This window comes from Oceanicoccus sagamiensis, assembly GCF_002117105.1.
GTDB lineage: Bacteria > Pseudomonadota > Gammaproteobacteria > Pseudomonadales > Dasaniaceae > Oceanicoccus > Oceanicoccus sagamiensis.
The window spans coordinates 2,468,201-2,485,879 of sequence record NZ_CP019343.1; the positions used below are offsets into that span (position 1 = coordinate 2,468,201).

A 17,679-nucleotide genomic window follows, 5' to 3' on the forward strand; every position below is an offset into this window, starting at 1 on the left:
TCCTGTTGTGAACTATTTTTAGTCCGTCGTTGAAAAGTCGCTGCTGTCAGTGTCAAAATTAAAGCTGCCGGTGTCACTGCCTAGATCCTCATCCTTAAATAGCCAAACACTCCATAACGATAAGGCATAAAGTAAGCTGATTAATGCCGCTATGGCTGGGCGAGCTTGAGCTACATTATCAATAATTTCGGCCTCATCGATTTCTGCCATTACCGCCCAGTTAACTGTATCAAAAGTAACGCTGTCAAAAGCAGAGAGTACCCGGATGCCGCGATAGTCATCGGTAAACTCTACGCCTTTTTCTCCAGCTAGTGCGCGCCGGGTGGTGGTCGTATCAACTTTTACTTTAAGTGAGGTGCGCTCTGTAGAAAACCGTGACTGGCTGCGCATTAGTTGATCTTTGCCCACTAAATAGGTTTCGCCACTTTCACCCATGCCGCCATCAAAGTTCATAATATTTTCAATTTTGGCGGTGGGTAGTTGCAGAGCTAATACGCCTAACACTTCGCCTTTTTCATTGCTTAAACTGGTGGCCATAAACATAGCGGGGTCGCCATTGCTGGGCTGGTAGTGTTCAAGGTCACTAAAGGCTACGGTTCCCGGATTGTTGATAGCCCGTTTAAAAACATGGGCTAGCCCCGAATCTTTGTATTGTCCTGATACAAGGTTAGTGCCGAAGTCATCTTCTTTTTGTACGCTGTAAAAAATATCACCGGTATTATTGATCAGAAATAAATCGTAATAGCCCCGCTCGGTCACAAACATTTTTGCCATGGGGTGAATGTCGGCATGGACTTCACTATAAATCGAGCCATCTCCCGCATCACTGAGCTGGTGGCGTTCCCCCAGTGGGAAAGGGTTGTTGCTGATATAAAATTTACGCAATTGGGTGCTGGCATAACCTATCTGGTCGGCATAGATGGCCCAGCGATTAACCAGTGTCTGTTGGTGGCTAAGCAGTTGTGGGTTAAGGCTCCAAAAAACAATTTCTGCCTTAGTCGTTTCAAAATATTCGACCAGTGCATTGCGGCGTAATTGGTTTAATAGTTGAAAGCGCTCGGCATTATGCTCAATAGTGGTATTAATAATGGTGCGATTAATGGCATAGCCTAATACCAGTACCACAAGCAATAAGCCTAGAGTGGGGAGCAGCCAAAAACGGTTTGTCTTATTACTCATCGTTGTTCCCCCTTGTTAGCAGTGGCCTGAAGCCATTGGTCTCTTAATAAGTTATCCACCGACTGCCAAACAAATTGGAAATGCTCAAACTCATTTTGGTTAACGCGATCCTGATCAAGGTCATCGACTAAATCTTGCAGCATGGTGCGTAATTGCGTCTTGTACTCAGTCAGGGTGGCTGTGTCGGTGGTGTTGGACACTTCTTCCGCTAACTGCATCAGTTTTTTATTATGTTCGCCGACGCGAATCCGGCGGCGCAATTGCCAGCGCGAGCGCAGGGCAAAAACCGCGGACGTGATAATGGCGATGGCGGATAAGATGGCCGAGCTTAAACGGGTATTTTGTTGAACAAAGGAAGGTTTCTCACGGTCGTAATAACTTAATGCTCCCTGATGAACGGGAATAGTTCTGGAAGTGGAATGATCAATACCACGAATCATGCCCGCCAGATGGGTTTCTGATACCAGGTCTGAGCGATGTTCAAACAGGAGTTGGGTCAGTTTATAAACCAGCTTTTGGTCAAGGTCTGCTCTGGCGGCAAGAATACGTTCCATCGCCGCGGTGGGTAAATCCTGTGCTGGTAATGCTGGGTAACCACGGTAGGAGCCGTGGGGAATCATGCCGGGGCTGATAGCCGGTTTTTTCAGGGACAGGGCCGCCGATTGCTCAATGGGTACCAGTCTCAATAAATGATCACCAATTAATTCCCTAATGGCATCATTGCCGGGAACGCGAACCCGAAACACGGCATCAACCTGGCCCTGAATCATGGCAAAATTAGCCGCTGCTTCAGACATCGGGAGAGCGGCTACTTGTTGTTCGGTAATACCGTAGTGATCCGCTAAAAACCAAAAGGCAGCATTTTGGCCGCTGCTGGTTGGGGGGATGGCAATGCGATGTCCGGGCAGGTCGGCAAAGCTGCTGATAGACGTTGTCAGGCCGTCCCTTGCGATTAACTGGTAAGCGTCAAAGTAGAGGCTGGCAACTGCATCAATATTGCCAGCGATGGCGGTGTCGGCTTGAATGGGTGCGAGGTCAATAAGCCCGCTTTCCAACAGCCGGACATTTTCAGCCGAGCCGCTGGTTTCAAAGACTTCAACCTTGTAGTTGCTGTGTTGCTGGGAGAATACCTCGGCGATGGCCGTGGCTATTTCAAAGGATTCACTGCTACGGGGGCCGCCAGCAATGGTGATATGGGTCTGCTGGATATTAACCACCCAGCCCATAATGCCAATCAGTGAGGCAAGCCAAATTAGCCCGACTACTACATATTTAAAACGTCCAGCTAGCATGCCCGAATACTCTACCGCTTTAGTTGGTTTAATTAAGCGGGTGATTATATGTTAATGCATGCTTGAAATGTCAAATTTGTGCCCGGTGGGGCTATTTGGGAAAGGGTAAGATCATACGAACCCGGTTTTGGTAATCGGTATATCTTGCCCCCAGCTGGGCGGTCAGGTCTTTCTCTTCATAGTGCAGGCCAATAAAAATATAGAGGGTCATACCCAGTGCCAGTAGCAGATGGGTGATGGTCATTAGCGGGGTTATCCAAATGCCGATCAAGACCCCTAGCTGCAATGGGTGACGTACAACTTTATAAAATAAGCGTTCGGTAAACCTCGCTGGGGGTTCAGCTGTTTTTTTAACGTGGTAATAAACCTGCTGTAAGCCAAATAACTCAAAATGATTGATTTGAAAGGTGGCGAGAACGGCGATAGCCCACCCGGCTATATAACCTGACACTAACAGGGTATTCCAGGGCTGCACCTCCACTCGCCAAAGTTCACCTTCGACGGGCTGCCAGTAGAGGCAAAACATCGCCATGATGGCCCCTGACAGTAATATATAGGTGCTTCTTTCTGCCGCAGGTGGGATCAGTTTGGTCAGTTGCTTTTTAAAAGCAGGCCGGGCGGTAACAGAGTGTTGTATGGCGAATAGCAGCATTAAGCCGCCATTGATGGCTAAGGCCGTTGGCAGGTGGCCTGGTGCTTGGGAGTTAATATGTTGCGGCAGAAAATCCCAGCTGCCCAAAAATAAGATAAACCAAACCAGCCCGCCCATACCTATAGCATAGGCAATTAATCCGTAAATAAAAATAAGCAAGCGTTTGCTCATGGTCGCCTCCGGGTAGCTTGTGGGATAGCTATTGGATCTCCGACTATGCCGAGGGGCATGACTACTGAAGTGAGTGTAGGGGAAGTATAGGCCAGCTTAAGAGGCATGCACAAACAAGCATAAAACTGACCTTAAAGCCCTTTGGCCTAATTTGGCGTACAATCAGCGCTTTGAGGTCTAATATAAGGTTACCCACTTTGGCTGGCACATCCTCTCAACCGGACTACCAACAACAGATTATCGTTGAGCAAATCAGAACTTTGTACCAATCAACCTGGTCATTAATCTTGATTAACCTGTTGGTGAGTTCGATTTTGACCTTCAGTTTTTGGGATTATGTCGATCATCAACGTCTGCTGTTATGGATGGGCTTGATGCTGCTTATGCTTGCCGTTAGAAGCCTGTTCTATTGGCAATTTCAACGGGACTTTGATGCCAGCTTGATTGACCGGTATCGGCTGCTACTGCTACTGGGTAGCTTATTCGCTGGTATTATCTGGGGAGCGGGCGGTATTTTACTGTTCCCTGAGGATAACTTTGAGTACCAATTATTTTTATTGCTGAGTTTTTTGGCGATGACTGGCGGTTCAACGTTTTCTCTGAGTATTTACCTTCCAGCCTACTTTGCCTATGTGCCTCTGTCGCTACTGCCGATTACGATCAAATTATTCGGGATGATGGAGGCGGTTTATTTAGCGCTGGGTATGATTACGGTCGTGTTTTTTGCCGCCTTAACGTCATTTAATTACCGGCTTAACCGCAGCTTTACCCAGTCCCTGCAATTACGTTATGAAAACCTCGACCTTATCGAGCAACTCAACATTCAAAAAGAAGAGGCGGAGCGGGCCAATAAGGCCAAATCAAAATTTCTGGCAGCCGCCAGCCATGATCTGCGTCAGCCACTGTACTCGTTGACTTTATTTACCTCGGTACTGGAAGAGCTGGTTAAAGAGGAAAAACCCAGAGAAGTGGTCGATAAAATTCATCAGTCAGTAGATTCATTGCAAGATTTATTTGATAAATTATTAGATATCTCGCAATTGGATGCCGGGGTAATTGAAGCCAATAAGACGGCCGTTGATATGGCCGACCTGATCGATACGCTGGCGCATGATTTTAATGGCCCTGCGGCGGCTAAAGGGCTGACAATGACCTGGCCGACAGAGGCAATAACGGTCTACAGCGAGCGGGCCTTGTTAGAGCAAATACTTCGCAACTTTATCTCTAACGCCATACGTTATACCACTGCCGGTACGGTCAGCTTAAATTATGAGTATAGCGGTGATAATGTCACGATCGAGGTAGCGGATACGGGCATTGGTATTGCAGAAAGCTCACTGCAGGATATTTTTGTTGAGTTCCACCAACTGGATAACTCGGCCCGTGAGCGTGAAAAAGGCCTGGGTTTGGGTTTATCCATCGTACAGCGCAGTGCTGCCTTGTTGGAACATCCCATTGCCTTAACATCCACACCCGGTGCAGGCTCAACCTTTTCCGTTACCCTGGCAAGGGCACCAGCGCAGGCCGCCTCGATGGCACCGGTAAAAAAACGCTTGCCTGGCAAGGCATTTGATCGCTCTATGTTGGTGGTTATTATTGATGACGAACAGGCCATACGTGACGGTTTGAGCCAGTTGCTGATGCTCTGGGGTTGCTCGGTGATTAGTGCTGCGGATGCGGACACTTGCCTGGACTTACTCCGCAGTGATGGTCGTGAACCTACGGCGATTATTTCAGACTTTCGCTTACAGCATAATAAAACGGGTATCGATGCTATTCAGGCTTTGTATGCCTACTATCAGACAGATTTCCCCGCCCTGTTAATGACCGGTGATATCGAAAAAGAACAATTAGTAGAGATTGACAGCAGTGGTATCCAGGTTTTATATAAACCAGTAGCGCCAAATAAATTACGAGGCTTTCTGCAATCTGCCTCTGCCGATAAGGCGCTAAGTCAGTAGCTTCCGCTCTATGGCAACCTTTGCGACCTGGGTGCGGTTGGTGACATTCAGGCTAGTCATAATCGATGACATATGCATTTTTATGGTGGCTTCTGCAAGGTCAAGTTGCTTGGCAATTTCTTTATTGGTCATGCCATCGCAAACCAGCGTGACAACGTCTAATTGGCGTCCGGTAAGATAGAACGGGTCGCCAGGTTGCTTTGCCGTCATGGCCGCAGGGGCTTTAGTTAAAGCCGTGGGGATATAATAACCACCAACAAGCATCGTGCGTAATGCACTGAGCATAATCTCGCTGGAGGTGTCTTTGGGAATAAAACCCACCGCCCCCATATCCATCGCCTGTTGCATATCTTTTGTGCTTTTGGAGGCTGACAGTATGGCGACCGGTATGGCGGAGAATTGCTCAAGGCAGAATTCAAGGACTTCAAAACCGTCTTTATCCGGGAGCGATAAATCCAGCAGGATAAGATTGATATCCTTATTATCAGAGAGTTTTTCCAGAGCGCTATTATAACTATCCGCTTCTAAAATTAGGACTTCAGGGTCCAGCTTTTCCAGCAAATAGCTTAAGCCTTCGCGGAAAAGGGTGTGGTCGTCAACCAGTAAGAGTTTCAAGGGTAAATCCTTATAATTCTAATCGGTTCAGTATACACGTTATGCAGCCTTTTAATTCGTAAAATATTCCAATGCCGCCAATACAGCGGTGACTAAAATGCGTAAAAAGAGAGGGCAATGTTGATTGGTCTCATGGGGGGTATATAGACGATGCTTCGATAACACCCATCCAGTCTTTTGCCTTCATCTAAGTTCGCCCGGGCCGTCCAGTCATACCTATATCTAGCAAGTCAGTTGTCTTAACTGGCTGTACCTGGCAAAGCAGTAACCTATCGACCCCTATTTTCTTCACTAAGCTACCTGAACATCTTCCCACTGGAGATTTTAAAGATAGACCGTGCCTTTGTGGCTGACATTGATCAATCAGATGACCCCAAGGCGCTGGTGACGGCAATAATTGCCATGGCTGAAACATTGAATTTAATGGTGGTGGCTGAGTCCGAGGCTGTAATGCAGCATGCTTCTTTGTGCGGTAAAGATGCTTTGTTGAGGTCTTCTTATACAAGGTAATCATGATAATTCAGAGGGGTGCCTTATATATAAGATTAAAAAATAGTCAAAAATTTCATTTCGGGGGTGGGGATTTCTCTCTGTTAAGTGTCTTAAGTAGGAATGCCGCTTAGTTCGTGTGTTAGATCAGTGGCAAAACTACTAATAGATCGGTGTACAACTACTAACTGTACAACACTACCGGCAGGACCTGGCTAATGACTCAAGTAACGCATTTATCGCATGCTATAACTCGCTACCCCATAGAGCTAGTGATCCTGATTAGCTTCCTATGCTTGTGTTTGTTTTTATCCTCTCCTTTTGTTCCTTGCCTTATTGTTCTTGGGCAATTAATCCCTGGTATTTATATTGGCCAAAACTATCGCCATAAGATAGATAGTGAGAAAAAATTAATGGCAGCCATGGAAGAGCTGCAAGCTAGTCAAGACAATCAACTCGATAGCCATCATCAAATGCAGAAATTTCTCAGCGAAATCTTTCCGGTATGGAATGGTCAGCTGAAGCTGGCAAAGAATGAAACCTCTGAGGCTGTTAACGCATTGGTTAATGCCTTTGTGGGCATTCGTTCGGCCCTATCTGAAACACTGAAGGTTTCCTCCGAGCTGGCCGGTGACGGTGATAAAGGCAATGTTAGCGACATTATCGATGGCGGCAGCCGGGCATTAAGCGACAGTGTGGAATCCCTATCAGAATTAGTGAGCGTAAACAGAAATATTGGTGAAAAAGTCAGTGGGCTTCATAGCTTCGCGAAAGACTTACAAATTATGGCAGAAAGTGTGGCGGGCATTGCCGAGCAAACAAATTTGTTAGCACTTAATGCCTCTATTGAAGCAGCACGAGCAGGGGATGCGGGTAGAGGTTTCGCTGTAGTGGCTGATGAAGTAAGAAACTTATCCAGGCGTTCATCGGAAACAGGTCGCAATATGAGTACCACTATAGAGTCTATCTGTTCGGCTATGGAGGAGGCCGTAGAAATTTCAGTCGTCAGTATCGAACAAGCAGGCGCGGTGGTAAGTGATAGCCACGATACGGTTGGCAGTGTGGTCAGAAGCTTTGCAAGCATTGCCGACAAGCTGGGTCAATCCTCGGCATTGATGCAGGAGGAGGGGCATAGAATTATATCTGCCGTGGATGAGTCAATGGTGGCATTACAGTTTGAAGACCGGGTGGTGCAGGTGTTAGGCAGTATTGTGACGCAAGTGGATGATATGGGAACCACCTTTTCCGATGCCATAGACAATGGCGAAGCTATCAGTTTGCAATGGGATGAATGGAAAGGGGCGATGGTTAATAGCTTCAATATGGTTGAACAAAAACAGGCTTTTAATGCGTCGTCAGAAGATAAGTTAGCAATGAATAATGCCGATGCTGATTGCGATGTGGAATTTTTTTAACGGTTAGTTGATGCAAGGTCAACAGTTTATAAGGCGGCGGAGAGTGAGAATGTCTAAAACAATTATGATAGTGGACGATTCCAGTTCAATTCGAACATTGGTTTCTATGTGTTTGAAAAATGCAGGTTACACCGTGATGGAGGCTGAAAATGGCCGGGTGGCCTTGGATAAATTATCAGCAAGCTCCGCGCAGCTGGTGATTAGTGATGTCAATATGCCGGTGATGGATGGGATAGAGTTTGTGACTGAATTGAAAAAACTGCCTGACTACCGTTTTACCCCGGTATTGATGTTAACCACAGAAAGTGAAGCCGACAAGCGTGAGGCAGGAAAGAAAGCCGGGGCCAGGGCGTGGGTGGTCAAGCCCTTTAAAGAAGATCAAATGCTAACAACGGTTAAAAAACTCATTATGTAAATGTGCTTTTGCTTGTGTCCAAATTTTAGTGTTGCTGAGGTCTTTATGACAGGAAAATATGATTTTTGCGAGTTAATCAGCCAAGACGGCAGCTCGTTGATACGGTGTAAGTCAGAGTTAACTATTTTACAGGCCGCTGCGGTAAAAGAAGTCTTTATTGCCGCCATTGCTACGGCCAACCCCATCCAAATCGATTTGCAGGAGGTTCAGGCGTTGGATGTGGCTTTTTTGCAATTACTTTATTCCTGTCAGCAGTCTGCGGTTCAGGAGGGGCTGGATTTTGAGTTGGTGGCACTGTCTTCAGAGTGTGAATCATTGGTGGCTCTATCGGGCTTCCCTTTTAAATTGGCTGCGGGTTTATAATGTCTGACTTACAAGCATTGTTTGTTGAGGAAGCGCAAGATCTGTTACCAGAACTTGAAGAAGCGCTACTCGAACTGGAAAATAATAATGATGACCTTGATCTTGTGGCACGTATTTTTCGTGCGATGCATACGATCAAAGGCTCTGGAGCCATGTGCGATTTCCCCAATATCGCCAGTTTTACCCATGAGTTGGAAAATGTTTTCGACCTGGTGAGAAAAGGCGATATTAGTGTCAATAAAAAACTGGTAGAAATTGGCTTATCTTCACATAACTATATCACTGAACTTATTGATTCTGCCGATCAGTTAAACCCCCGCTTGCGAGAAGAAGGCAATCATATACTTGCCCAGCTAAGTGTTTATGCGCCGATTGTCGGTGATATAAGCGCAGCTAATCCTGATGAAAACCATCACAACAAAGATACCAGTCAGCAGCAGAAAAACGGGATATCACACTTTCGAATTCACTTTGTACCAGAGCCGGCACTGCTGACCTACGGTATTAACCCATTAAATGTGCTGCAAAGCTTGTTGCAGCTGGGTGAGGTTTATAGTCAGGCTTATGTTGAGTCGTTGCCCAAGCTGGCTGAAATCGATGAAACCCTCTGTTATACCAGTTGGGTGATGGTGGTTAAAACCATCCATTCCCGGGATGAGGTGGCCGATGTCTTTTCCCTGGTGGAGGAAGATAGTGAGGTCACTATTACCGCGATTGATATTACCGATGAAGATGCCCCACAACGCCTTGGTGAAATTTTATTGGCGCGTGGTGATATTCAACAGGAGCAGTTAGCGCCACTGTGTGAACAGCCACCACTGTTAGGTGAAAAAATTGTTAACAGCGGTTTGCTGCCCCAGGAAAAAGTAGATTCGGCCTTGGTGGAACAAAACCTGTTGCGCGAACAGCGGCAACAAACACAGTCCACGGACAATGTCCGTGTTTCTTCTGCCCGGCTTGATTCACAAATGGATTTGGTCGGTGAGCTGGTGATTGCCCTGGCTGGTTTGAAGCAGTATTCACAAAGCCGGGAAGATGCACGGCTAAGCCTTATCAATGACGAACTGGAACAATTGGTGACCTCCATTCGTGACAATGTGTTGGGTATACGGATGTTGCCGATCGGTGGCATTTTTGGAAAATTTCGGCGTCTGGTTCGCGACCTATCGAATGAGCAGGGTAAGCAGATTGAATTGCTTACCGAAGGCGCTGAAACCGAATTGGATAAGACGGTGATTGACCAGTTGAGCGAGCCGCTGGTGCACCTTATTCGCAATAGTCTTGACCACGGTATTGAGTTACCTGAGCAGCGCATTGCCGCCGGTAAAGACCCCCTTGGCAAAATTACCTTGTCGGCAAAACATGCCCAGGGACAGGTGATTATTCAAATCAAAGACGATGGTGGCGGGATTGATGCCGATAAGGTGTGGGAAAAAGTTCTGGAAAAGGGTTTGTCTACCCAACAGGAAAAACCTGCGCCTAAAGATATTCTTGCCTTTATTTTTGCCCCTGGATTTTCTACCGCTGCAACCATTACCAGTATCTCCGGTCGAGGTGTCGGTATGGATGTGGTTAAAAAAGCGATTGAAAGTCTGCGCGGCAGTATTGATATAGATAGCGTGGTGGGTGTGGGTAGCACCATTACACTGCGGCTGCCATTAACTCTGGCCATTATCGACGGTTTGTTGGTCAGGGTTGGCGCTGAAATTCTGGTGGTTCCATTGGCGATGGTTGAAGAGTGTGTGGAAACCACGCGTGGCGCCCTTAAGTATTCTGCTCAAGGCCAGCTGATACGTGTGCGCGATACGTTGGTGCCCTGTTTGCCTTTACAAAATTGGGCAGGATCTGCTGCCCGGGTCAATGACGATATCCAGATTGTTATTGTCAGTGTAGAAGGCCAGTGCTATGGCCTGATAGTCGATGATGTGGTCGGGCAGGAGCAGATTGTTATTAAAAGCCTGGGGCGCATTTATCAGGCTATTGAAGGGGTTAGTGGCGCCACTATTTTAGGTGATGGCGCCGTGGCCTTGATTTTGGACTTAGTGAAAATTGTTCAATTGTTTGACAGTAAAGAAAACGTTTAATGCTGCAATTTGATTGCAGAAATATTTCGATGATGACTGATAGAGGAAGCCCAGCCATGTTTACTATAAACGCACTGTTATCCCGATTCCGTATAGGCACCAAGATTGGCGGTGGTTTTTTTGCCGTGGCTCTGGTGTTGTTAACGACGGTATTGGTCACGATGTCTGAGATCAAAAAAACCAATGAGATTTCCAATAGGGTGATTGATTTGCGCGCCCCTACAGCTCGCGCCAGTTTGGAAATGTTAAATGGTATCAATCATTCACTGGCGGCCCTTCGAGGCTGGATTATTCTTGGGTCCGATAAATTTAAGCAAGAACGTAATATGTCCTGGCAAGAGGAGATAGAGCCTGCACTGGCTTCGATGAAAGATTTTTCAGCGACATGGACCAATCCTGAAAATATCGAACGATTAAAACGTATTGAAGCAGCGTTAAATGAGTTTAAGCAGTATCAAAATGAAATCGAAGCGATTGCCCAGTCGGTTGATAATCAGCCTGCGCTAAAGATTTTATTCGAGGAGGCGGCACCTGAAGCGCAAAAGTTGACGGCAACAATCACGACTATGATTGACCTTGAGTCCAAAGAAAAGGCAAGCCCAAGGCGCAAGCAGCTATTGGGTATTATGGCGGATGTCAGGGGTACCACGGGATTGGCCTTGGCCAATATTCGCGCCTACCTGCTTTCAGGAGAAGAGAAGTTTGCTATTAAATTTAATACCCTGTGGGAAAAAAACGAGCGTCGCTTTAATGATTTGAACAATAATCAGTCGCTGTTAACCGATCAGCAAAAACAGGCTTTTGATGTTTTTAGTGCTGCCAGAGAAAAGTTCGCGCCACTGCCACAGCGTATGTTTACGATCAAGGCTGGTAAAGAGTCTAATCTGGCTAATCTATGGCTTGGCACTAAAGCTGCACCTACAGCGTTTGCTATTAAAAATGATCTTAAGGCCATGGCCGATAACCAAAAGCAGTTGATGATTGACGATATGGCGACGGCCAAATCACTGGCGGCAAGTCTTAACCAGTTTCTCTGGGTGCTGCTGGCCTCTGGCTTATTGCTGGCGGCAGTGATTGGCACGGTAATTACCCGAGTGATTATCAAACCGATCAATAGCAGCGTAGAGATTATGGAAACCCTCGCCAAGGGCGACCTTGAGGTGGATATAGAGGTGAATAGCAAGGATGAAGTCGGTGAGATGTTAGCGGCTCTTAAAGCCATGGTGGCGAGTATTAGTGATGTGGTGGTGACCGTTGCTAACTCCTCGGACGGTGTGAATAACGGTTCTCAGGAATTGAGTTCAACAGCCCAGCAATTATCCCAGAGTGCTACAGAGCAAGCCGCCTCACTGGAAGAGGTGTCGGCCTCAATGGAACAAATGGCAGCGAATATTAGCCAGAGCGCAGACAATGCCCAGCAAACCGAAAAGATTGCCCAGCAGGTGTCACAAGATGCTGCTGAAGGCGGAGAGGCGGTTAGTGGTGCAGTAACCGCCATGAAGGAAATTGCCAATACCATTTCGGTTATCGAAGAGATTGCTCGCCAAACGAATTTACTGGCATTAAATGCTGCGATTGAGGCTGCCCGGGCCGGTGAGCACGGTAAAGGTTTTGCGGTGGTCGCCTCGGAGGTACGCCAGCTGGCTCAAGAGAGTAAAAAGGCAGCCGGTGAAATTAGCCAGCTGTCAGAAAATTCTATGGCCGTGGCAGAAAAAGCGGGGGAGCTGCTGGCGTCCATTGTGCCTGATATTCGTAAAACCGCCGAGTTGGTGCAAGAGATCAGTGTGGCAGCACAAGAGCAAGATACCGGTGCCAGTCAGATCAATGTCGCTATTCAGCAGCTGGATCAAACGGTACAGCAGGGTGCGGCGGCCTCAGAGGAGGTGGCCTCAACAGCTGAAAATTTATCAGACCAAACAGAGATGATGACCTCGGCGATCGCTTATTTCAACGTGGCTGAAGGCGATGTCCAATTAACCGCTAGCCATGCTGGAGGTCAGGGGGAGCCCCGTTCCGGCTCAGCTGAAACAGCCATAAAGGCAGTGTCCACCTCAACGCCCGCTGAGCCTAAAACCAGAACCGCCGCTTCCGGTATTGATATCGATATGGGGCTGGATGGCCAGGATGCTGAGACAGCGTTTACCTCCTATTAACTGATTGACTCTGGTGTTCATTGAATGGGAGTAGGGCTATGTCTGAATGGATAGATACCAATGTGGGGCAGTATCTGAACTTTGAGTTAGACGATACCTTGTATGGTATTAATATTCGAAGCATTAAAGAAGTGCTGGACCTTTGCGAGATTACCCCTTTGCCAAGCAGTGCTGATTATTTACGTGGCGTGATTAATTTGCGCGGCCAGGTTGTGCCCGTTATTGATTTAAAGCTGCGCTTTGGTCTTGCCGTCACTGAGATGACCGTTGATACCTGTATTTTGATTCTGGAGATAAAAGACTCTCAGGGTGAGTTATTTTTACTCGGTGCATTGGCGGACTCTGTACGGGAAGTGATTGACTTGTCGGCCTCTGATATTGACCCACCACCGCAGGTGGGTAGCTCGGTTAATTCTGCTTTTATTTATGGTGTTGGTCAGCATGATGGCGCTTTCGTGGTGCTGCTTGATGCCCAGTCATTGAGTAGCCATGACGACCTTGAGGCTATAAAAGTTGCAGCCTCTGTCGTTGGGCCAGAGGGAGAGAGTGTCGATGAGCACTGTCACGAAGAAGGTGTTGCCAGTTATGAATGACTCAATACCGGCGGATAATTTATCCCAATACCTGACCTTTTGTCTTCACGATGAGTTGTTGGGCCTTAACCTTCATTGGGTAAAAGAAGTGATAGAGGTTAAAACCATTACCGCGCTGCCCCGCGCTCCCCAGTATGTGCGTGGGGTGATTAATTTACGTGGCCAGGTGATTCCAGTCATTGATTTGCGAATAAAGTTTTCCATAGTGGCCAAACCGCTCACGGTAGACAGTTGCATTATTATCGTAGAAAGCCAGGTTAACGAGGAGACCGTGGTGATCGGTGTGATGGTCGATTCGGTGAGCGATGTGCTTACCGTTGAAGCCGACGATAAAGAGCCTGCCCCGGGGATGGGGGGCGGTATCGAACATCAATTTATTGAAGGTCTGGCAAGACTCGGCGATCACTTTATTACGCTGCTGGACAGCAAGGTAGTCTTTTCCCTTGAGGAAATGCTGGTCGGTAGCCCAAGTCAGTCAGTAGATGCCTGTGCAGCCAGACCGGCGCAGCCCGTTGATAAGGTACAAGCGGCGTGTTAGCGATACATCAGGAATCACTCAGTAGCTCGGATTTTGAGCGTATAGCGGCCTATGTGTTTTGCCGAGCAGGCTTACGCTTAACCGATAATAAGCGGAGCATGGTTGAGGGGCGTCTTCGCCATCGCCTAAAAGCGCTGAAGCTAGCAACTTTTGAGGCGTATACCGACTATGTTTTTGGCCCCCAGGGGCAGTTGGAAAGCGTCTACCTTGTTGAGAGCCTGACCACCCATAAAACCCATTTTTTCCGGGAGCAGCAGCACTTTGATTATTTGCGGCAGCATTACCTTCCCCTCTGGGTAGATCGTCCGAACAATGCATCTCGTACTTTAAAAGTATGGAGTGCGGGTTGCTCTACCGGCGAGGAGGCCTACTCGCTGGCCATGTTGTTACTGGAGTGGAATCAATATCACCAGAAGATAAAATTTGAAGTTTATGCTACCGATATTTCGCGGGCTGTGGTGGTTAAAGCCGTCAATGGCTTGTACCGGGAAGCCGAGGTAAGTGATGTTCCCCTGGCGTTGCGGCAAAAATATTTTCTGCGCAGCGTGGCCAATACCAACGTGGTTAAAATGGGGCCGGAGCTACAAAGCTGTGTAAGTTTCGGCACTCTCAATTTACTTAACGATCACTACACGTTGCCCGGCCGGTTTGACATTATTTTTTGTCGCAATGTATTAATTTATTTTGATCGCCCTACGGAAGAAAAGGTGATTAATCAATTATGCCGAAAGCTAAAACCTCAAGGTCATCTTTTTCTAGGTCATTCAGAGTCCATCACCGGTCTTAATGTTCCTCTGGATACGCTGGGCGCCACTACCTATAAGTTGAAAGGATAAATGTTACAGACTATGGAGTCCGTCATGAAGAAACCCACAATAAAAGTTATGATCGTTGATGACTCTGCGGTGGTACGTCAAACCCTTAGTGATATTTTAAATAGTGATGATGAGCTGGAGGTAATATCCTACGCTCAGGACCCTATTGCAGCCGCCAAAAAAATCCGCGATGAGGCCCCGATGTCATTACTCTGGATGTTGAAATGCCACGGATGGATGGTCTGACTTTTTTACGCAAAATTATGCAGCAGCACCCGTTGCCTGTTGTTATATGCTCCAGTCTGGTAGGCAAAGGTTCAGAGACACTAAGCAAAGCCATTGAGTATGGCGCAACAGAAATTATTGCCAAGCCGCAAAGTGGTACCCAGCTTTTTTTACAGGAGTCGCGGATCACTATTATTGATGCCGTTAAAGCCGCCTCATTAGTAAAGCCTAAAAAACTGGTGGCGGCTCGTTTGGTGCCCAGCAAAAAACAAAATGCGGATGTTATGCTAGCCAAACCCCTTGGTAGTGCCATGTCCGAGACTACCGAACGTATTGTCGTAGTAGGTGCCTCCACCGGAGGGACTGAGGCTCTCACCAGATTTTTACAGGCCCTGCCTAATAACTGCCCCGGTGTGGTTATTGTTCAACATATGCCGGAGGGCTTTACCCGCTCCTTTGCCGAGCGTCTGGATGGCCTGTGTGCAGTGAGCGTTAAGGAGGCGCGCAATGGTGATTCGATATTGCGAGGCCATGTATTAATTGCTCCGGGTAACCATCACCTAATGTGTAAACGCAGTGGTGCGCGCTATTTTGTAGAGATAAAACAGGGCCCTCTGGTATCCAGACACCGACCTTCGGTCGATGTGCTATTTCGCTCGGCCGCCAAATATGCGGGCAAAAATGTTCTGGGTATTATCCTGACCGGTATGGGGGATGATGGTGCCAAAGGAATGAAAGAAATGCATGATGCCGGTGCTCTGACGATTGCCCAGGATGAGGCCACGTCGGTGGTGTTTGGTATGCCCAATGAGGCAATAAAGGCCGGTGGTGTGGATAAAATCTTGCCACTCGACCAGATTGCTGGGCAACTGATCCGCTAGGGTGGTTATATTTCTCTATGGTTGGAGAGCGGTGAAGCGGTGTTAGCTAATTATCTCTTCATAGATATCACAGATTGTAAAGCTGCCGGTATCTGAGTTAATTTTTAAATAAGACTATTAAATTTTATGCTTTGCTTAAATAAAACATTTTTCTGCCCGGGTCGCAGAGTCTTCATAATAGCAAGGCTCTACACTGCTTTGGTTTTATTATGGGTGCCTTGTTCTGGTTATGCAGGCCTGGATGCGGTGTTAGATAATGGTCGTGTCGCTTTGGACGGTGCTATACGGGGAATGGAAAACCTGGAAAGCCATGAGCATGGGATGATTTATTATCTGGGTTTGGATTTGCATAAAGTATTTAGCCGAAGCACCAGCGATATAGGTACCCTGATATTTCAGCCCTATCTTGTAAGGCGAAAAAATACTCACTATATTTTCAGCGATGTGGGTCAGGAAGACGATCAAGAACTTATCTGGCGCGTCGCCAATTTTAATTACACAGCATTGTCCAATGGTGGGGTAAATATTCGTGCAGGGCACTTTGAGCTGCCCTTTGGTCTGGAGCAAACCATGGACTCCAATGGCACTCTGCGGCAATTTACAGCGTCTGACCGCGCGATAAAATCGGATTGGGGTGTGTCCGTAAATGGGGTCTTGCCAAGCTACGAATACGAAGTAGCACTCAGTGCTGGATCAGGTAATACAATAGACCGTAGTCAATCACCCTATCTATTTTCAGGCCGAATTGGCAGTGCCTCTCACCAAAATTATGTTGTGGGCGGTTCATGGTTTTACGGTGATGTCCTTGTTGAAAAGACGATTACTGAGCGTAGAAAAATCGGGCTTGATCTTGCTTATTACTTTCGCCAATGGATGTGGCTGGCAGAAATATCCATCGGTGAAAACGACCAACAGAATACCGTTAGTGGTTTTTTAGAACTGTCACAGCAGATACCTCAAGAACATTTACATCTTTATATGCAGCTAAAACATCAGCAAATCAAAAGCGAAGGATGGCAGTCCGGTGGTCAGTTTATAACGGGGCTGGTATGGGAGCCCTATAAAAACTTTACTGTGAGTGGGCAGTTGCTGTACTCCATTGAGGAGATAGAACAACAGCCAAGGTCGAACAGGCTCAGTGTGCAACTCCGTTATCGTTTTGAATAGTGTTGCCGTGAAAATCGGGAGGTTATATGACTTTAAACACAATTCGACATTTTTTATCGGTCATTTTAGCGCTGTATTGCACAGTGGGGCAGGCCGCCTACTGCTCATTACGGGACCCGGTAGCAGCTATCACTGCACTCTATGGTGCTGGCGTTAATCATCGATCCATTGTTGCCTCAATAACTAGTGAGGACAGAGTAGCGGTTAAGAAGCTCCTGCCGTTTACCTTGCACCGCAGTGAGATTGGTAGGCATACGCTGTATGTTATCTATCGTGATCAAGCGCCACTGGGTTTTGTACAGGCAAGATCAGAATTGGCGGAATGGGGTTTGATGGAAGTGGCATGGTCTATCAATGTTGACTTGACTATTGGTGGATTTTTTTTCCAGCGCTGCCGGGGGGAAGGCTGTGAATTAGCGGCCATTAGGCATTTGCATATATTGCTGGCGGAAAAAAACTTCAAGGAGTTACAGCAACTACTGAGTGATGATGGTTCCCGGTTAGTTAATGAGGGGGCTGCACTGCCCGATGAAATTCACCCGATAGCTTTATTAACTATACGCTCGGCACTGAAAACCATTGCTATAACAGATATTAGTTGGTCTAAAGAACTACGGTCCTTTCAGGTTAATCAGTATGACTGAAAAGGTTAATCACTCTATAGGTTAGGC

Annotated in this window: 17 protein-coding genes and 1 pseudogene; 14 read left to right on the forward strand and 4 right to left on the reverse strand. The window is 47.1% G+C overall.

What is annotated here, in order from left to right; translation table 11 throughout:
- Window positions 1–18: 18 nt before the first annotated feature.
- The 3 genes from BST96_RS11245 to BST96_RS11255 form a co-directional block, all read right to left on the reverse strand.
- On the reverse strand, window positions 19–1,179 hold the full coding sequence (locus tag BST96_RS11245; RefSeq protein WP_085758801.1) for a cache domain-containing protein: 1,161 nt from the start codon (window positions 1,177–1,179) through the stop codon (window positions 19–21).
- Window positions 1,176–2,471 (reverse strand): TAXI family TRAP transporter solute-binding subunit, encoded by a 1,296-nt coding sequence (locus BST96_RS11250; RefSeq protein ID WP_085758802.1) that lies wholly within the window; start codon window positions 2,469–2,471, stop codon window positions 1,176–1,178. Before BST96_RS11250 ends, BST96_RS11245 begins: the two co-directional genes overlap by 4 nt.
- A 91-nt stretch (window positions 2,472–2,562) precedes the next feature.
- Window positions 2,563–3,294, reverse strand: coding sequence for a methyltransferase family protein (locus BST96_RS11255; protein WP_085758803.1), 732 nt, complete (start codon window positions 3,292–3,294; stop codon window positions 2,563–2,565).
- A gap of 197 nt (window positions 3,295–3,491) precedes the next feature.
- On the opposite strand from BST96_RS11255, the gene BST96_RS11260 reads away from it, so the two are divergent.
- The gene (locus BST96_RS11260) at window positions 3,492–5,255 is read left to right on the forward strand and encodes an ATP-binding response regulator (protein WP_085758804.1); all 1,764 of its coding nucleotides are present in this window, start codon (window positions 3,492–3,494) and stop codon (window positions 5,253–5,255) included.
- Here BST96_RS11260 and BST96_RS11265 read toward each other — a convergent pair.
- Window positions 5,244–5,870 carry a response regulator gene (locus BST96_RS11265; protein WP_085758805.1) on the reverse strand — a complete coding sequence of 209 codons (627 nt, stop codon included), beginning with the start codon at window positions 5,868–5,870 and terminating at the stop codon, window positions 5,244–5,246. The two genes, BST96_RS11260 and BST96_RS11265, sit on opposite strands and share 12 nt — an antisense overlap.
- A 243-nt stretch (window positions 5,871–6,113) precedes the next feature.
- Here BST96_RS11265 and BST96_RS11270 point away from each other — a divergent pair, with 243 nt between their 5' ends.
- The 13 genes and pseudogenes from BST96_RS11270 to BST96_RS11325 all read left to right on the forward strand — a co-directional run bounded on the left by BST96_RS11270 (window position 6,114) and on the right by BST96_RS11325 (window position 17,652).
- The gene (locus BST96_RS11270) at window positions 6,114–6,380 is read left to right on the forward strand and encodes an EAL domain-containing protein (protein ID WP_085758806.1); all 267 of its coding nucleotides are present in this window, start codon (window positions 6,114–6,116) and stop codon (window positions 6,378–6,380) included.
- A gap of 197 nt (window positions 6,381–6,577) precedes the next feature.
- Complete coding sequence (locus tag BST96_RS11275; RefSeq protein WP_085758807.1) at window positions 6,578–7,774, forward strand: methyl-accepting chemotaxis protein; 1,197 nt, start codon at window positions 6,578–6,580, stop codon at window positions 7,772–7,774.
- A 49-nt stretch (window positions 7,775–7,823) separates the two neighbouring features.
- A complete protein-coding gene (locus BST96_RS11280) occupies window positions 7,824–8,189 on the forward strand; it encodes a response regulator (protein WP_085758808.1) in 366 nt (121 codons plus the stop codon).
- 45 nt (window positions 8,190–8,234) lie between these two features.
- A complete protein-coding gene (locus tag BST96_RS11285; RefSeq protein WP_169713973.1) occupies window positions 8,235–8,552 on the forward strand; it encodes an STAS domain-containing protein in 318 nt (105 codons plus the stop codon).
- Complete coding sequence (locus tag BST96_RS11290; protein ID WP_085758810.1) at window positions 8,552–10,636, forward strand: chemotaxis protein CheA; 2,085 nt, start codon at window positions 8,552–8,554, stop codon at window positions 10,634–10,636. Before BST96_RS11285 ends, BST96_RS11290 begins: the two co-directional genes overlap by 1 nt.
- Before the next feature lie 56 nt (window positions 10,637–10,692).
- Window positions 10,693–12,534: pseudogene (locus tag BST96_RS11295) on the forward strand (methyl-accepting chemotaxis protein); the annotation flags it as partial.
- 293 nt (window positions 12,535–12,827) lie between these two features.
- Window positions 12,828–13,382 carry a chemotaxis protein CheW gene (locus BST96_RS11300; RefSeq protein ID WP_085758812.1) on the forward strand — a complete coding sequence of 185 codons (555 nt, stop codon included), beginning with the start codon at window positions 12,828–12,830 and terminating at the stop codon, window positions 13,380–13,382.
- Window positions 13,375–13,920: a chemotaxis protein CheW gene (locus tag BST96_RS11305; RefSeq protein WP_085758813.1), complete on the forward strand. Its 546-nt coding sequence runs from the start codon at window positions 13,375–13,377 to the stop codon at window positions 13,918–13,920. The genes BST96_RS11300 and BST96_RS11305 overlap by 8 nt, the downstream gene beginning before the upstream one ends.
- Window positions 13,914–14,756: a CheR family methyltransferase gene (locus tag BST96_RS11310; protein ID WP_085758814.1), complete on the forward strand. Its 843-nt coding sequence runs from the start codon at window positions 13,914–13,916 to the stop codon at window positions 14,754–14,756. The genes BST96_RS11305 and BST96_RS11310 overlap by 7 nt, the downstream gene beginning before the upstream one ends.
- Window positions 14,757–14,780: 24 nt before the next feature.
- A complete protein-coding gene (locus BST96_RS21035) occupies window positions 14,781–14,981 on the forward strand; it encodes a response regulator (protein ID WP_240554787.1) in 201 nt (66 codons plus the stop codon).
- Window positions 14,960–15,841, forward strand: a complete 882-nt coding sequence (locus BST96_RS11315) for a protein-glutamate methylesterase/protein-glutamine glutaminase (protein ID WP_240554788.1) — start codon at window positions 14,960–14,962, stop codon at window positions 15,839–15,841. Before BST96_RS21035 ends, BST96_RS11315 begins: the two co-directional genes overlap by 22 nt.
- 198 nt (window positions 15,842–16,039) lie before the next feature.
- Entirely contained in the window at window positions 16,040–17,008 is a 969-nt protein-coding gene (locus BST96_RS11320; RefSeq protein WP_085758815.1) for a hypothetical protein, read from the forward strand.
- Between the two features lie 26 nt (window positions 17,009–17,034).
- Window positions 17,035–17,652: a hypothetical protein gene (locus tag BST96_RS11325; RefSeq protein WP_085758816.1), complete on the forward strand. Its 618-nt coding sequence runs from the start codon at window positions 17,035–17,037 to the stop codon at window positions 17,650–17,652.
- The last annotated feature ends 27 nt before the right edge of the window (window positions 17,653–17,679 follow it).

What these genes read in the sequence shown, in the direction of transcription:
- BST96_RS11245 (WP_085758801.1), bottom strand. Translation starts at nt 1,179, where the DNA reads ATGAGTAATAAGACAAACCGTTTTTGGCTGCTCCCCACTCTAGGCTTA.
- BST96_RS11250 (WP_085758802.1), bottom strand. Translation starts at nt 2,471, where the DNA reads ATGCTAGCTGGACGTTTTAAATATGTAGTAGTCGGGCTAATTTGGCTT.
- BST96_RS11255 (WP_085758803.1), bottom strand. Translation starts at nt 3,294, where the DNA reads ATGAGCAAACGCTTGCTTATTTTTATTTACGGATTAATTGCCTATGCT.
- BST96_RS11275 (WP_085758807.1), top strand. Translation starts at nt 6,578, where the DNA reads ATGACTCAAGTAACGCATTTATCGCATGCTATAACTCGCTACCCCATA.
- BST96_RS11280 (WP_085758808.1), top strand. Translation starts at nt 7,824, where the DNA reads ATGTCTAAAACAATTATGATAGTGGACGATTCCAGTTCAATTCGAACA.
- BST96_RS11285 (WP_169713973.1), top strand. Translation starts at nt 8,235, where the DNA reads ATGACAGGAAAATATGATTTTTGCGAGTTAATCAGCCAAGACGGCAGC.
- BST96_RS11290 (WP_085758810.1), top strand. Translation starts at nt 8,552, where the DNA reads ATGTCTGACTTACAAGCATTGTTTGTTGAGGAAGCGCAAGATCTGTTA.
- BST96_RS11300 (WP_085758812.1), top strand. Translation starts at nt 12,828, where the DNA reads ATGTCTGAATGGATAGATACCAATGTGGGGCAGTATCTGAACTTTGAG.
- BST96_RS11305 (WP_085758813.1), top strand. Translation starts at nt 13,375, where the DNA reads ATGAATGACTCAATACCGGCGGATAATTTATCCCAATACCTGACCTTT.
- BST96_RS21035 (WP_240554787.1), top strand. Translation starts at nt 14,781, where the DNA reads ATGAAGAAACCCACAATAAAAGTTATGATCGTTGATGACTCTGCGGTG.
- BST96_RS11315 (WP_240554788.1), top strand. Translation starts at nt 14,960, where the DNA reads ATGCCACGGATGGATGGTCTGACTTTTTTACGCAAAATTATGCAGCAG.
- BST96_RS11325 (WP_085758816.1), top strand. Translation starts at nt 17,035, where the DNA reads ATGACTTTAAACACAATTCGACATTTTTTATCGGTCATTTTAGCGCTG.